This window comes from Achromobacter sp. PD1 (assembly GCF_048541815.1).
In the GTDB taxonomy this organism is placed as follows: domain Bacteria; phylum Pseudomonadota; class Gammaproteobacteria; order Burkholderiales; family Burkholderiaceae_B; genus Achromobacter; species Achromobacter bronchisepticus_A.
On record NZ_CP183349.1, the window covers coordinates 5388729 to 5402090 of the forward strand.

A 13362-nucleotide genomic window follows, 5' to 3' on the forward strand; every position below is an offset into this window, starting at 1 on the left:
GGCCATGAAGCACGCCGCGATCTGCTTCGCCGCCATCCTCGCCGCTGTCGCAGGAACGGCAGGCACGGCCTCGGCACAGTCGGCGCCGGTCGCGTCCTCGCGCACGGTGCCCGCCCAGATTCAGAACAGCAGCGACGCCGCGCTGGACGAACGGCTGGCGCGCGATTGGGGCCTGCGCTCCGATGAGTGGGCGCGCTACCGCCAACTGATGCAGGGGCCGCTGGGCATCTATTCCCCGAACCTCGATCCGCTCACGGCGCTGGGCATCGAGGCGCGCAGCGACGAGGAACGCAACCGCTATGCGGAGCTGCAGGTGCAGGCGGAATCGAAGCGCGTGGGCAAGACGCTGGCCTACCAGCGGGCCTACGACGCGGCGTGGAAGCGGCTCTATCCGGGACAGCAGCGCGTGAACATGCCGGGTGCGAAGGCGCCGGGCGCCGGCAACCGGGGCTCGGGCCGGCTGGCGGTTTTCGTGAAGGCCGAGTGCCCGTCGTGCGAGCAGCGCGTGCGCCAGCTGCAGGTGGCCGGCACCGCCTTCGACCTCTACATGGTCGGCAGCCGCCAGGAGGACGCCCGCATCCGCCAGTGGGCGACGCAGGCTGGCATCGACGCCGGCCGCGTGCGCTCGCGCGCCATCACGCTCAACCATGACGCCGGGCGCTGGCTGTCACTCGGCCTGCCCGGCGATCTGCCCGCCGTGGTGCGCGAGGTCAACGGCCAATGGCAGCGCCAATAGCGGCATCGAGTTTGGCTCGCCGCGCCGGCCGCGCGGCAGTGGCCCTGGTGCTCTGCGCCTGCACGGCCATCGCCTTCGGCCAGGAGGTGCCACCACCCGCCTACCAGCTCGCCGCCCAGCAGGCGGGTGTGCCGTCGCCGGTGCTGTACGCGGTGGCGCTGCAGGAGAGCGGCGCGCGGCTGCGTGGCCGCCTGATCCCCTGGCCTTGGACGCTCAACGTCGCCGGCCGCGCCGAACGCTACGCCACACGGGCCGGGGCCTGCGCCGGCATTCGCCAGGCGCTCGCCCGCGTGCCGGCCAATCGCATCGACGCCGGACTCGGCCAAGTCAACCTCGGCTACCACGCGCAGCGCTACGAGCATCCCTGCGAACTGCTCGACCCGTACCGCAACCTCGCCATCGCCGCGGAAATCCTGCAGGAGCAGCACACGCCGGGCGAGGACTGGTTGATCGCCATCGGCCGCTACCACCGCCCCGCGGGCGGGGCGCCTGCCGCCCGCTACCGCCGCAGTGTCCACCAGCACCTGACCCGCGTGCTCGGGCCGGGCGCTGCACTTCCCACTGCCCGGAGCCCCATGTCATGAACCGCATCCTCCTTGCCGCCATGGCGGCACTGCTGGCCGCCACGGCCCACGCACAGGGCCGCGGCCCGGTCATCAAGAGCAGCTCCCCGCCGTTGATCGTCGTCGAGGACAAGGGCGGCAGCTCGGCACTGCCGCACTACCGGGCCTTGAACCCGCAGGATGCGCAGCCCAGTCAGCCAGCCACGCCGCAACCAGCGCCGCAATCCAGGCCGCGCATTGGCGGCCCGACCGATGCCGAGGCGGCCATGCTGCCGGTGCGCTCGATGCGGCTGACACCCGGCGACGAGCCGCGCCGCGTGATCCGCGCGCCGGGCCTGACGCCGCTGTTCCTGGTCGGCGACGACGACCGCTCGCGCGACTGGCTCCAACAGCGGGGCAAGGACTTACAGGCGCTGCGCGCCGTGGGGCTGGTGGTCAACGTCGCGACACCCGAAGCACTGGCCGCGCTGCGCCGCCTCGCGCCGGGCTTGGTGCTGTTGCCCGTCTCGGGCGACGACCTGGCGCAACGCCTGGGCATCAAGCACTACCCGGTGCTGATCACCGCCACGGGCATCGAGCCCTGACGTGACGTGAAGCGCCCGCCATGGCCCAGTCCCAAGCCGTCGAAGTCCTGCTGCGGCCAGCGGTGGAGCTATACACCGTCGCGGTCTGTGCGGGCGCCGCGTTTCTGTGCCTGGTGGCCCCGTGGTCGCTCGCGCTGAGCCCCTTGCTGGGCCTGGGCAGCGCGCTGGCCTTCCTGACCTTCGGCGCGCTGCGCTTGCACGACGCCTGGGCCATCTTGCGCTACCGGCGCAACATCCGGCGCCTGCCGCGCTATGTGATGACCAGCCGCGACGTGCCGGTCAGCCAGCAGCGGCTCTTCGTCGGCCGGGGCTTTCGCTGGGACCAGCGCCACACGCACCGGCTGATGCAGACCTACCGGCCGGAGTTCCGACGCTACGTCGAGCCGACGGCGATCTACCGGATGGCGCGGCGCATGGAAGAGCGCCTGGAGTTCGCGCCGTACCCGTTGTCCAAGATGGCGAAGGCCCTGGCCTGGGACAACCCGCTCAACCCGGCGCGTCCGCTGCCGCCGGTGGGCGGTATGCCGCGGCTACACGGTATCGAACCGCACGAGGTCGACGTCACGCTGCCATTGGCCGAGCGCGTCGGCCATAGCCTGGTGTTAGGTACGACCCGCGTCGGCAAGACGAGGTTGGCCGAGCTGTTCATCACCCAGGACATACGGCGCAAGCTCAACGGACAGCACGAGGTCGTGATCGTCTTCGATCCCAAAGGCGATGCGGACCTCCTGAAGCGCATGTACGTGGAGGCCAAGCGTGCCGGGCGCGAGGGCGAGTTCTATGTGTTCCACCTGGGCTGGCCGGACATCTCCGCGCGCTACAACGCGGTGGGACGCTTCGGGCGCATCTCGGAAGTTGCCACGCGCATCGCCGGCCAGCTTTCCGGTGAAGGCAACAGCGCGGCGTTCCGCGAGTTCGCCTGGCGCTTCGTCAACATCATCGCGCGGGCGTTGGTCGAGCTGGGGCAGCGGCCCGACTACCTGCTGATCCAGCGCCATGTCATCAACATCGATGCGCTGTTCATCGAGTACGCCCAGCACTACTTCGCCCGGAACGAGCCCAAGGCCTGGGAGGTCATCGTCCAGCTCGAAGCCAAGCTGAACGACAAGAACATCCCGCGCAACATGATCGGCCGCGAGAAGCGCGTCGTCGCGCTGGAGCAGTACCTGTCGCAGGTGCGCATCTACGACCCTGTGCTCGACGGCCTGCGCAGCGCGGTGCGCTACGACAGGACGTACTTCGACAAGATCGTCGCATCGCTCCTACCGCTGCTGGAGAAGCTGACCACCGGCAAGATCGCGCAGTTGCTGGCGCCGAACTATTCGGACCTCGCCGACCCACGCCCGATCTTCGACTGGATGCAGATCATCAGGAAGCGGGCCGTGGTCTATGTCGGCCTCGATGCACTGTCGGACGCGGAAGTCGCGGCGGCGGTCGGCAATTCGATGTTCTCCGACCTCGTATCCGTCGCGGGTCACATCTACAAGTTCGGCATCGACGACGGCCTGCCGGGTGCCGCGACGGGCATCAAGGTGCCCATCAACGTCCATGCCGACGAGTTCAACGAACTCATGGGCGACGAGTTCATACCCATGGTCAACAAGGGCGGCGGCGCGGGCGTCCAGGTCACGGCCTACACGCAGACCCTCTCGGACATCGAGGCGCGCATCGGCAACCGCGCGAAGGCGGGCCAGGTCGTCGGCAACTTCAACAACCTGTTCATGCTGCGCGTGCGCGAGACCACCACGGCCGAACTGCTGACGCGCCAACTGCCCAAGGTCGAGGTCTACACGACGACGGTGATGAGCGGCGCCACCGACAGCTCAGACCCGACCGGCAACACCGCCTTCACGTCGAACACGCAGGACCGCATCAGCAGCAACAGCGTGCCGCTGATCGAACCAGCGCACGTCGTGGGCCTGCCCAAGGGCCAATGCTTCGCGCTGATCGAGGGCGGCCACCTGTGGAAGGTGCGCATGCCACTGCCGGCGCCCGACCCCGACGAGGCCATGCCCAAGGATCTGCAGGAACTGGCCGGCTACATGCGGCAGCACTACGTCGAGGCCGGCGAGTGGTGGGACAACAAGGGGCTTCCCGGCCTGCAGGACCAGGCGCTGCCCGACGATCTGCTGGCCGACTTCAAGCAGATGGCCAGCGCGGATGAAGGGGCCACGGCATGAGCGACCCCGCCGTCGCCGTCCAGCGCCAGCAGGTTCGCCAGCAGGGCCTGATCGCAGGCCTCATCACGCTCCCGTTCCGGCTGTTCGGGGTGTTGGCCGGTTCGCTGGTGCTGTGCATCGCGATCGAGTGCATCGGCATGCACTTCTTCTGGCCCGAGCAGGGCTGGCGCCATGCGCAGGGCATGCTGAACTACGAGCTGTCGCAGGTCTCGGAGCATTTCACGCAAAGCGTGCTGGTGCAGGAGCCGGGGCGCAGCGCCCTCCAGCTCGTCGAGTGGGCCAACCAAGGACTGTTCGTGAAAACGGGCCTGCTGGACTGGATACGCGACGCGGCGGCGCAATCGCGTGCCGGCGCGCGCAGCCAGGCGCAGGACTTCCGCTACTACATCGGTCAGCTCTACGTGCATGTCGAGAGCTACCTGATCGCCTCGGCGTACACAGTGCTGGTGTTCCTCGTGCGGCTGCTGGTGCTGGTCCTGACCTTGCCGCTGTTCCTGATGGCGGCCTTCACCGGCCTGGTGGACGGGCTCGTGCGCCGCGACGTGCGCGGCTTCGGCGCCGGCCGCGAATCGGGCTTCGTCTACCACCGGGCGAGAGCCAGCCTGATGCCGCTGGCGGTGCTGCCCTGGGTCACTTACCTCGCGCTGCCGGTCAGCGTGCATCCGCTGCTGATCCTGCTGCCCAGCGCGGCGCTGCTCGGCGTCGCGGTGTGCATCGCGTCGGCGACGTTCAAGAAGTATCTGTGAAAGCGGTTCAAGATAATCTCCGTCTCACTCTTCATGGCGACTCATCGACACCAAACATCTTTTGACCTTTGACACTGCATCCACCCTACATCTTCGAGGCCATGTGGCCACTCAGACACACGAACGCAAATGGCCTCAGCGGCGCCTGCTGCGTCCCGGCCACGGTAGCTGCCCAGTGAGTTCAGCCAAGCCACCGTCGTCCTCGACGCGTACACCGAAGCGGTTCACTTCGACCTCAGGTAAATCGTCGCTGTCGAACCAGAGCAGCGAGGTCGTGGTGTCAGTACGTGCGTAGTGCCTGGAGAGTTCCCAGAGATCGAGGCCCTTTTCCCAGTTGTCGAACCAGATGTCTTGTGCAACCTCATCTGTGTCGGCAGCACTGCTGCCTGAAGAACGGAGACGGTGAGCCACAGAGCCGACAGGAATGGCAGACCTGGGAGATATCCAAGCCCCAGCCTGTCGCAAACTGGTGGAGCGTGCCGCGTAGCGCACTGCACCGCGCTCCATGGTGACGAAGGCGCAAGGGATGTCGCTGAGGGAGGCGAACCGCGACGCAGCGGCGGGAAATGATGTGCTGAAAAGCGCCGCCATGCCCTGGATCAGCTCCAGCGAAGGTTCTTCCTTGGGCACAAGCGATAGCCATTGCTGATACGGCATCAGCAACTCGGCGGCGAAAGTGTCGCATGCGATTTCGTTCGGATGCCGCTTCGCATAGGACCAGGACGGCACCTCTTCGTGGCTCGATTCCAGCGCAAGGACGATATGCGCAATTTCGTGGCAGATGGTGAAGCGTTGGCGTTCTTCTGTCTCCAGCGAATTCACCGTGATCACGTGCTTGCCATTCGGCTTGGTGATCGTGTAGCCGGACTCCCCCTCACTAAGGCTACGCTGAACAAGTCCAGGGGTGGCGCGAGGTTTGCATGTATTGATGCACCCGAGACAAGAAGGTGAAGATGAAGCAACTGACCCTGGCGATGGCAGCCGATCAAGGCGACGGATTCGAGCCCTACCGTAAGCCGACCAAGCGCGATGCGTTCCTGGCGACGATGGAACAGATCGTGCCGTGGCAGGCGCTGTGCTCGGTCATCGAACCTCACTACCCCAAAGCCGGCAACGGGCGCCCACCGATCGGGCTCGAACGCATGCTGCGGATGTACTTCGTGCAGCACTGGTTCAACCTGGCCGATGAAGCCTGCGAAGAGGCCCTGCTCGACAGCACGGCGCTGCGCCGCTTTGTGGGCATCGATCTGGGGCGGGAGCGTGTGCCTGACGGGACCACGCTGTTGAAGTTTCGCCGCCTGCTGGAGCAGCACAAACTGGGCGAGGCATTGTTTGCCAAAGTGGGGGAGGTGCTGCAGGCGCGAGGCTTGAAGGTGGGCACCGGCACCATCGTGGACGCCACCATCATCGGCGCGCCCAGTTCCACCAAGAACGCGGACAAGCAGCGCGACCCCGAGATGCACCAGACGCGCAAGGGCCAGCAGTGGTATTTCGGGATGAAGATGCACATCGGCGTGGACAGCCGCACCGGGCTGGCGCACAGCGCTGTGGTGACAGCAGCCAACGTGCACGACAAGCACCCGCTGCCCGATCTGCTGCACGGCAATGAGCAGCGTGTGTATGGCGACAGTGCCTACGCCAGCCAGAAGTCATTGATCGAATCGAAGGCCCCCAAGGCCAAGGACTTCACCAACCAGCGCGTGCGCAGGGGTGGCGATATCGACGAGGCCGAGCGCTCCAGAAACCACAACAAGTCCAAGGTCCGCGCCCGGGTCGAACACGTCTTCGCTGTGGTCAAACGGCTCTGGGGCTTTGCCAAGGTGCGCTACCGGGGCCTGGCCAAGAACGCCACGCGCTCGTTCGTGGTGCTGGGTCTGGCCAACATCTACCTGGCGCGTCAGCGCCTCGCGGTATGAGTGCGTCCGTTGCGCACGGTGGGTGCGCGAGCACGGCTGGTATGTCCAGCGAACGCGGTCGAATCGCGCCGCTTGCCCGCGTCGGCAACCCTTTGCGCAGCGGGCCACTCAATTCGGCTACTTGTTCAGCGCAGCCCTAAGCTCCTCTTTCTTGACTTTGGCGTTGGCCGCGACCACATAGGGCGTCAGGTCTTCTCGGATGCCGGACACATCAACCTTCGCAACAAAGGCCCGTGCTTTCTGTGTGACATCCGCTTCATCCATATTCAGTCGTCCTCGTCCTCGAATGCTCGCTGTATCCGGGCGATCAGTGTCGCGGGATCGGGCCTTGTATTTCCACGATGCCTCACGCCTGCTGCAGCCGAAAAGATGTCGATGCTGATGGAAGGATCGTTCAGCACGAATTCAACAAGGCGGGGATCGGCCTCCGCATGGTCGACAAGCCACATCACCAGCGCAGCATCTCTTTCACCTGGTTTGAGAACCTTCAGCAGCTTCTCGACTAAGTCCACTGACGGATTTGTCTTTTCGCCGGACTCCAGCCGGTGGACATAGGCATGGTCCACCGAAGACAGTTGACCGATTTCGCGCAATGAGAGGGTTCTGCGCTCGCGTAGCGTCTTGAGGGCGACGCCCAGGCCTGTTTGTGACATCCGTTCCGTTCCTTGTGGCTGCGGCGGACAACGGTGTGTGTCCGGTCCGAAGCAGTTGCGTTCTGCGGCACCAAGCCCACCATTTGCAGCTTGGCACCAAGTCTGATACATTGTTGTCCAGCCAGACAACAGAAGTGAGTTCTACGACTGCAGCAAGTTGATTTGGCTTGACTCGCCCGTTGTCTGCAAGAGCAACGAATTTTGCTTCAACCGGTGGTCATTGGCAACCCGGCCGGCTGGCCGGGGTCTCGATGGTTCAACTTTAGGAAATTCGCCATGACAGGCAAAAATCAGCATGTAGTTCCTCACCAGGACGGTTGGGCCGTCAAGGGTGCCGGCAATCAACGGGCAACCTCCGTGCACGATACGCAGCAGCAGGCCATTGACGCGGCGCGGGACATCGCACGCAACCAGCAGTCCGAACTGGTCATCCACCGTCCGGACGGTCGCATCCGTGACAAGGACAGCCACGGTAACGACTCCTTCCCGCCGAAGGGCTGAGTGCCATGATGGGCGTGCCCACCTACCATGTGCTCGCCCTGTCTGGGGGCGGCTATCGCGGCTTGTACACAGCGACGGTTCTTGCCGAGCTTGAAGCCGTGCTAGGCCGCCCCATCGCTTCGCACTTCGACCTGATCTGCGGCACCTCTGCAGGCGGGATGCTGGCCTTGGGGCTGGCCGCGGAAATCCCCGCCATTGAACTCAAAGCCTTGTTCGAACGACAGGGCTCCCGCATCTTTGGTTGCCGAAGTCTCGCTCGGCGCCTTCTGGGCTTCTGGTTGACCGCCAAGCACGACTCCGCAGGGTTGCGGGGCGTGCTGACCGAGCGCTTTCAAGACGCCACGATCGGCAACTTGAAGCACCGCGTTCTCGTGCCAGCCGTCAACTACTCGACGGGGCGCGGCCAGTTCTTCAAAACGCCTCACCATCCCTCATTTGAGATGGACCACCGCATGAGGATCGTGGATGTGGCGTTGGCGACCGCCGCTGCGCCCGTTTACTTTCCGCTAGCGCGCAACGATCGTGGCGTCTTTGCGGATGGAGGACTGGTCGGCAATGCGCCAGGACTGTTCGGGCTGCACGAAGTCAATACGTTCCTCGCGCCGAAACAGAATGCACTGGTCCGGGTGCTGTCCATCGGCACGATGACGATCGGTGCAACCGTCCGTGGCGGCGCCAGCCTCGACCGCGGATTCGGCAAGTGGCGCGGAGGGCTGTTCGATCTGGTGATCTCTGCCCAGGAGTCGTCGGTGGACTACATGCTGCGCCAGTCGTTGGGTAGCAACTACTTCCAGATCGACGACAAGGCCACGCCCGATCAAAGCAAGGACGTAAAGGCGCTGGACCGGGTTTCCATCGGCGCCACGAATACGCTGAAGGACCGCGGCAATCATGCAGCGCAGCGCGCGCTTGGCGACCCTCTTTTCCAACCGTTTCGAGCGCACCAGGCCGGCGCACCCACCTTCTATCACGGCCCCAACAAGAATGTGCCGGAGGCCGAATGCTGAACCTGAGCCCGCTTTTCTTTACCACCGTCGATGACGAATCCTGCATGCATGACGAGCTGGATCTGTCGCCCGAGCAACGAGCCTGGATCGCCAGCGCCCGAAATGATGTCAGGAACTGCCTTCGCACCGGAATTCCGCGCGTGCTGCGCGAACGCGGGTACACGGACGACGTGCCTCAGCCACGCTTCTTCACGCAAGGATCGTGGGCGTACAAGACCTTGAACGGCCCGGCACAACGGCCCCAGCAGGCGGATGTCGATGATGGTTGCTATCTGCCGTTGAGTTTTGTCTCGCAGACGAAGCGTCCCAGCAGGGCCACAACGGTGTTCTTTGCAGCTGCTGAAGAAGCCTTGAGGCTGTTGGTCGAGGAGAAGCACTGGAAGCTTGTCACCGACAAGCCGACATGCATCCGGATTGTCATTGCGGCCTATGCCCACATCGACATTCCGTTGTACGCCATCCCCGACGAAGAATTCGTCACGCTCGCGAAAGCCTCGATGGAGCGATACGGCTATGACTCGCTGACGGAGGCGGTGAACATGGCAGAGCGGGATGCCTGGACGGCATTGCCCGCTGATAAAGTGCTCCTGGCTCACCGCGAGTGCAACTGGATGCCCTCCGACCCCAGGCCTGTGAAGGAATGGTTTTTGGGCGAGGTGGAGGCCAAGGGCGAACAGTTCCGCCGCGTGATTCGCTACTTGAAGGCGTTTCGCGATTGGCGGTGGTCGAGCGGTGGACCGGCTTCGATTCTGTTGATGGCCGCTGCGGCTCCGCTATTCGAGAAGCGGGATCGGCGCGACGACCTGGCGTTGCTGGATGTCGTCGCGGCATTGCCGGCCCGGCTGCGCGCGGGGGTGAACAACCCCGTTGATGAGTCGGAGTCGCTTACTGCACGCCTTGGTAAAGAGGGCGTCGAAGAGGCTGCGAAAGCGTTCGAAGCATTCGAAAAAGTGCTGCGCGGAGCCACCAACGCCGGCAGCCCTTCACAGGCCTGCGTCTGGATGCAAGGCGAATTCGGTCCGCGTTTTCCGAACGAGCCGGACCGGGTCAAGGTGGTATCCGTTGTCGCCACCATTGCCGCAGCGCCGGCTACGGCTGGTCCGAGCGAATTGGTCGGGCGCACGAAGGCCGGATGAGCAGCGTCGCCGTGGTCTCCGATGTGGTCGAAGCCTTCAGGCTGCAAGGCTTCGAGTTTGTCGGCAAGACGGACGACGGCTGGTTCAAGCTGAGGGGGCCGTTGATCCCGTGCGGCGCGGACGATGGCATTCCATGTGAGGTTCAGCTCGACCCTACCTTCTTCGACCTGCCTCGCATTCGGCTGCTCGAAATTCCGCCTGAACTGCCCAATGCAGTTCCTCATCTTGGCGCGGAGGGCGGCCTTTGCTATCTGGCCAAGGGAACTGTCGTGCTGGACATCTACGATCCTGTAGGGCAGTCCTTGGCGTGCCTGCAACGGGCGGCAGCGGTGCTCGGGCAGATCTTGAAGGGCGAGATGATCGAAGATCTCGCCGAAGAGTTCTTTGCCTACTGGAACGGCTGGCTTTGTTTTGTGGACATGCAAGGCGAAGATCTGGGGCGACAAAACTGTATCGTTGCGCAAGCCAATGGGAATCCACTCTGGTTCATCACCGACAACGAAGATCGAACAACAAGAAAGTTGCATTCACTCGGCTACCAGGTCACTGATAAAACGGTGCTGACATACCGGGTCAAGACCACCGCGCAACCCCGCCCACTAACCAGCCACTGGCCCCCCGAAACGGTGGGGGACGTCTTGGCTTGGCAAAGCACCCTGGACCCACGGTGTCGGCGCAAGATTCACGAACGAATCAAGGAAGGGCAAAGCAAAAAAGCAAATGGCGTCCTGATCATCATCGAATCGCCACTGATGACCTACGGCTTTGCCGTGCTCTTTGACCACCAAGTGAGTCAAAAGACCAAGCTTGCTGATCGCAGGGATTCGAGTTTTGGGCTGAAGGTAATGCCCGTCTCAGTGATCAGGATCGATGACCGGTATCTGGCCCAGCGCAACATCCCCAAGTCGAAAACGTTGGCGGGGAAACGAATCGCACTTGTGGGTTGCGGCACGATCGGCGGATACCTCTCGGACATGCTGGTCAAGGCCGGGGCAGGATCATGCGGAGGGAAACTCACGCTGGTGGATTTTGATGGCCTCCTTCCACAGAACATCGGACGGCATCGGCTCGGCTTCCCGGACCTGTTGTCGAACAAGGCTGAGGCGATGGCGAAGGAACTCAAGCGCTTGTCGCCAGGCGTCGAGGTTCATGCGCTCCCCGTGGACGTGAGACAGGCCCAACTGGGAAAGCTGGACCTACTCATCGATGCCACCGGCGAAGAATCCCTCGGGCATTGGCTGTGCGGCCGCTACAGGGCTCCCACGCCCATGCTTTCTGTTTGGATCGAAGGGCCGGGAACGGCTGTGCGTGCGCTCCTGAGAACGAACGCATCGGGTGCGTGCTACCGATGCCTATGGCAGAGCCACAGAAGAGGCGAACTTCGCTCGACCATTGATGCTCTGCCTAACATCTTGGCAGGCCACGGGTGCGAGGGCTTGTATGTGCCATTTCCGGCTTCGGTGTCGGTGCAGGCAGCCAGCTTGGGTGCTGAGATGGCCCTTGATTGGGTCAAGGGCGTCCACTCTCCTGCATTGCGGACCCGGCTGATCGACCAGACCCATCATCTGGCCACGCCTGACTGCGATCCTCTGCGAGATCATGATTGCCCTCTATGCAATTCCTAGGGTCCTGGGCAACTGGCGACAAGAGCAGGTTGCTGCATTTTTCGACCCAGACGCTGGAGACATTCAGTCAGCATATCCAGGCTAGTGATGCCGACTGCGAAGCGGGCGGACTCTTGCTTGGTTCTGTACATGGAGCCCATTTGCTCATTGAGCAGGCGACGGTTCCTACCGCGTGGGACAAGCGGTTTCGCTATCTGTTCGAGCGGATGCCGTTTGGTCATGAGGCTATTGCGTTGTCGCGATGGACGGCGAGTCAGGGAACTGTCCGCTATTTAGGCGAATGGCATACCCACCCGGAAGACCATCCCCAGCCTTCTAGCCTTGACAGATCTGAATGGACTTTGTTGGCAGCGCAGCGTCGGGACAAGCGGCCAGTGCTCGCTGTCATCATCGGGCGTAGATCTCTGTATGCAGAGTTGGTGCCGAGATCAGGCGAAGGGTCGATATTCTTCCCCGTGGAGTAGAGCACTAGCGCAACAACCATCATCGTCTTGACTTGCACCTCCACTCAGACGGTAGTGCATTAAAGACGACGTCATCGGGGAAATTCCTTCCTCTGCAGCGGAGTTTGCCGCGGAAAGCGGTGGCTGGCCGGTTCCGATTGATTGCGGCGCCGGAAGACCGGCCGTTTGAGCATCGAGCCATCCGCATCCCTCGGAGAACGGCTCGATGGAAACCACTCGCAATCCCGCGCAGGTTCGGCGCTTCGCCGTCGAGGCACCCTGGGCCGTGCGTGTTGCCGCGCTGCTGCTTGCCGCTGCCGGATTGCAGCCCGCCATCGCCGCTGACGCCTCCGACAACGCTGCGGAGCGCGAGATGCTCGCCGCGGTAACGCGCCAGCTCGAACTGCTGGACCGCCTCGCCGAGCACGCCGCCACCACCGCGCCGCAGGAGCGCGCCCGCTACCACTTCGACTACGCGCGGCTGCGCGCCGACCTGGAGCGCGTGCGCACCGGCGTGCGCGACTACCTCGTTCCGCAACGCGCCCAGCCGCGTGATCCCGTGCCGCTGGCCGGTGACTACACGCGCAGTAACGCGGCGCCTGCGACGTCGCCCAAGGAGGCGCCGTCGCCATGACGCCTTCCGCCGATCAGGTCGCCGCCTTCACGGCCAACGGCGGCTTCGCGCCCGGGGCCGTCTCCACCGTCGTGCTCGGCTTCGTCTTCGCCATCCTGCTGCTGTGGGGCGTGTGGGCGATGCGCACTGCCTATGTCGGCTGGGCCGAGCACCACCTGACCCAACGCCAGTTCCTCGGCGTCATCGTGCGCTTCGTCGCGATGTACCTGGTGCTGGGCTTTTTCCTCCTGTCCTGACCCCATGAAAGGTACTTCGCCATGAACGCTCCCGCTACTTCTCGCCGTCCCACGTCGCGGCCCGCCGCGCGCATCGCCGCGCTGCTGATCCCGCTGGGCATCGCCGCCACGCCGCTGCCGTCGTTCGCCGACCTTCCCACGCTGGAAGACCCGTCGCGCGGCACCGGCAGCGGCATCATGCAGACGCTGCAAAACTACGGCTACGACATCGTGCTGCTGATCGCGCTGCTCGTCGTCGCCTCGATGTTCGTCGGCGTCTGCTACCACGCCTACACGCGCTACGCCGAGATCCACACCGGCCGCGCAACGTGGGGGCAGTTCGGGTTGACCGTCGCGGTGGGCGCGATCCTGCTGGTCGTCGGCATCTGGCTGCTGACCAAGGCTACCGGCGTCCTGTAAGGC

17 protein-coding genes are annotated in these 13362 nt (G+C 64.2%); 14 read left to right on the forward strand and 3 right to left on the reverse strand.

Going from position 1 to position 13362, the window contains the following annotated elements:
• Positions 1–4 precede the first annotated feature (4 nt).
• The 5 genes from ACM1PE_RS25345 to ACM1PE_RS25365 are packed head-to-tail and all read left to right on the forward strand — an operon-like array spanning position 5 to position 4809.
• The gene (locus ACM1PE_RS25345) at positions 5–736 is read left to right on the forward strand and encodes a TIGR03759 family integrating conjugative element protein (protein ID WP_003454822.1); all 732 of its coding nucleotides are present in this window, start codon (positions 5–7) and stop codon (positions 734–736) included.
• Complete coding sequence (locus tag ACM1PE_RS25350; RefSeq protein WP_033873711.1) at positions 721–1320, forward strand: transglycosylase SLT domain-containing protein; 600 nt, start codon at positions 721–723, stop codon at positions 1318–1320. Before ACM1PE_RS25345 ends, ACM1PE_RS25350 begins: the two co-directional genes overlap by 16 nt.
• Entirely contained in the window at positions 1317–1883 is a 567-nt protein-coding gene (locus ACM1PE_RS25355) for an integrating conjugative element protein (RefSeq protein ID WP_059889462.1), read from the forward strand. Before ACM1PE_RS25350 ends, ACM1PE_RS25355 begins: the two co-directional genes overlap by 4 nt.
• Before the next feature lie 20 nt (positions 1884–1903).
• Positions 1904–4063, forward strand: coding sequence for a type IV conjugative transfer system coupling protein TraD (gene traD / locus ACM1PE_RS25360; RefSeq protein ID WP_003454810.1), 2160 nt, complete (start codon positions 1904–1906; stop codon positions 4061–4063).
• The gene (locus ACM1PE_RS25365) at positions 4060–4809 is read left to right on the forward strand and encodes a TIGR03747 family integrating conjugative element membrane protein (protein WP_003454808.1); all 750 of its coding nucleotides are present in this window, start codon (positions 4060–4062) and stop codon (positions 4807–4809) included. Before traD ends, ACM1PE_RS25365 begins: the two co-directional genes overlap by 4 nt.
• Positions 4810–4944: 135 nt before the next feature.
• Here ACM1PE_RS25365 and ACM1PE_RS25370 read toward each other — a convergent pair whose 3' ends face one another.
• Entirely contained in the window at positions 4945–5808 is an 864-nt protein-coding gene (locus ACM1PE_RS25370; protein ID WP_419343859.1) for an ImmA/IrrE family metallo-endopeptidase, read from the reverse strand.
• Between ACM1PE_RS25370 and ACM1PE_RS25375 the strand changes: the two genes are divergently transcribed.
• Positions 5763–6725, forward strand: coding sequence for an IS5 family transposase (locus ACM1PE_RS25375; RefSeq protein ID WP_374408614.1), 963 nt, complete (start codon positions 5763–5765; stop codon positions 6723–6725). The two genes, ACM1PE_RS25370 and ACM1PE_RS25375, sit on opposite strands and share 46 nt — an antisense overlap.
• Positions 6726–6842: 117 nt before the next feature.
• Here ACM1PE_RS25375 and ACM1PE_RS25380 read toward each other — a convergent pair whose 3' ends face one another.
• A complete protein-coding gene (locus ACM1PE_RS25380; protein WP_419341358.1) occupies positions 6843–6989 on the reverse strand; it encodes a hypothetical protein in 147 nt (48 codons plus the stop codon).
• Positions 6990–6991: 2 nt separating this feature from the next.
• A complete protein-coding gene (locus tag ACM1PE_RS25385; protein ID WP_003454804.1) occupies positions 6992–7378 on the reverse strand; it encodes a helix-turn-helix domain-containing protein in 387 nt (128 codons plus the stop codon).
• Positions 7379–7654: 276 nt separating this feature from the next.
• On the opposite strand from ACM1PE_RS25385, the gene ACM1PE_RS25390 reads away from it, so the two are divergent.
• The 8 genes from ACM1PE_RS25390 to ACM1PE_RS25425 all read left to right on the forward strand — a co-directional run bounded on the left by ACM1PE_RS25390 (position 7655) and on the right by ACM1PE_RS25425 (position 13359).
• Positions 7655–7879, forward strand: a complete 225-nt coding sequence (locus ACM1PE_RS25390; protein ID WP_003454802.1) for a DUF2188 domain-containing protein — start codon at positions 7655–7657, stop codon at positions 7877–7879.
• 5 nt (positions 7880–7884) lie between these two features.
• The gene (locus ACM1PE_RS25395) at positions 7885–8886 is read left to right on the forward strand and encodes a CBASS cGAMP-activated phospholipase (protein ID WP_003454800.1); all 1002 of its coding nucleotides are present in this window, start codon (positions 7885–7887) and stop codon (positions 8884–8886) included.
• On the forward strand, positions 8880–10022 hold the full coding sequence (locus tag ACM1PE_RS25400) for a CBASS cGAMP synthase (protein ID WP_003454798.1): 1143 nt from the start codon (positions 8880–8882) through the stop codon (positions 10020–10022). The genes ACM1PE_RS25395 and ACM1PE_RS25400 overlap by 7 nt, the downstream gene beginning before the upstream one ends.
• The gene (locus ACM1PE_RS25405; protein WP_003454796.1) at positions 10019–11647 is read left to right on the forward strand and encodes a ThiF family adenylyltransferase; all 1629 of its coding nucleotides are present in this window, start codon (positions 10019–10021) and stop codon (positions 11645–11647) included. Before ACM1PE_RS25400 ends, ACM1PE_RS25405 begins: the two co-directional genes overlap by 4 nt.
• Positions 11635–12111 carry a Mov34/MPN/PAD-1 family protein gene (locus ACM1PE_RS25410; protein WP_003454794.1) on the forward strand — a complete coding sequence of 159 codons (477 nt, stop codon included), beginning with the start codon at positions 11635–11637 and terminating at the stop codon, positions 12109–12111. The genes ACM1PE_RS25405 and ACM1PE_RS25410 overlap by 13 nt, the downstream gene beginning before the upstream one ends.
• Before the next feature lie 205 nt (positions 12112–12316).
• Positions 12317–12724: an RAQPRD family integrative conjugative element protein gene (locus ACM1PE_RS25415; RefSeq protein ID WP_003454792.1), complete on the forward strand. Its 408-nt coding sequence runs from the start codon at positions 12317–12319 to the stop codon at positions 12722–12724.
• Positions 12721–12960 carry a TIGR03758 family integrating conjugative element protein gene (locus ACM1PE_RS25420; protein WP_003454790.1) on the forward strand — a complete coding sequence of 80 codons (240 nt, stop codon included), beginning with the start codon at positions 12721–12723 and terminating at the stop codon, positions 12958–12960. The genes ACM1PE_RS25415 and ACM1PE_RS25420 overlap by 4 nt, the downstream gene beginning before the upstream one ends.
• A gap of 21 nt (positions 12961–12981) precedes the next feature.
• Entirely contained in the window at positions 12982–13359 is a 378-nt protein-coding gene (locus ACM1PE_RS25425; protein ID WP_003454787.1) for a TIGR03745 family integrating conjugative element membrane protein, read from the forward strand.
• Positions 13360–13362 lie beyond the last annotated feature (3 nt).

Excerpts from the sequence above, each read along its gene's own strand:
- ACM1PE_RS25415 (WP_003454792.1), top strand. The coding sequence starts at position 12,317 with ATGGAAACCACTCGCAATCCCGCGCAGGTTCGGCGCTTCGCCGTCGAG.
- ACM1PE_RS25365 (WP_003454808.1), top strand. The coding sequence starts at position 4,060 with ATGAGCGACCCCGCCGTCGCCGTCCAGCGCCAGCAGGTTCGCCAGCAG.
- ACM1PE_RS25420 (WP_003454790.1), top strand. The coding sequence starts at position 12,721 with ATGACGCCTTCCGCCGATCAGGTCGCCGCCTTCACGGCCAACGGCGGC.
- ACM1PE_RS25385 (WP_003454804.1), bottom strand. The coding sequence starts at position 7,378 with ATGTCACAAACAGGCCTGGGCGTCGCCCTCAAGACGCTACGCGAGCGC.
- ACM1PE_RS25395 (WP_003454800.1), top strand. The coding sequence starts at position 7,885 with ATGATGGGCGTGCCCACCTACCATGTGCTCGCCCTGTCTGGGGGCGGC.
- ACM1PE_RS25390 (WP_003454802.1), top strand. The coding sequence starts at position 7,655 with ATGACAGGCAAAAATCAGCATGTAGTTCCTCACCAGGACGGTTGGGCC.
- ACM1PE_RS25355 (WP_059889462.1), top strand. The coding sequence starts at position 1,317 with ATGAACCGCATCCTCCTTGCCGCCATGGCGGCACTGCTGGCCGCCACG.
- traD (WP_003454810.1), top strand. The coding sequence starts at position 1,904 with ATGGCCCAGTCCCAAGCCGTCGAAGTCCTGCTGCGGCCAGCGGTGGAG.
- ACM1PE_RS25345 (WP_003454822.1), top strand. The coding sequence starts at position 5 with ATGAAGCACGCCGCGATCTGCTTCGCCGCCATCCTCGCCGCTGTCGCA.
- ACM1PE_RS25375 (WP_374408614.1), top strand. The coding sequence starts at position 5,763 with ATGAAGCAACTGACCCTGGCGATGGCAGCCGATCAAGGCGACGGATTC.
- ACM1PE_RS25400 (WP_003454798.1), top strand. The coding sequence starts at position 8,880 with ATGCTGAACCTGAGCCCGCTTTTCTTTACCACCGTCGATGACGAATCC.
- ACM1PE_RS25350 (WP_033873711.1), top strand. The coding sequence starts at position 721 with ATGGCAGCGCCAATAGCGGCATCGAGTTTGGCTCGCCGCGCCGGCCGC.
- ACM1PE_RS25410 (WP_003454794.1), top strand. The coding sequence starts at position 11,635 with ATGCAATTCCTAGGGTCCTGGGCAACTGGCGACAAGAGCAGGTTGCTG.
- ACM1PE_RS25405 (WP_003454796.1), top strand. The coding sequence starts at position 10,019 with ATGAGCAGCGTCGCCGTGGTCTCCGATGTGGTCGAAGCCTTCAGGCTG.
- ACM1PE_RS25425 (WP_003454787.1), top strand. The coding sequence starts at position 12,982 with ATGAACGCTCCCGCTACTTCTCGCCGTCCCACGTCGCGGCCCGCCGCG.
- ACM1PE_RS25380 (WP_419341358.1), bottom strand. The coding sequence starts at position 6,989 with ATGGATGAAGCGGATGTCACACAGAAAGCACGGGCCTTTGTTGCGAAG.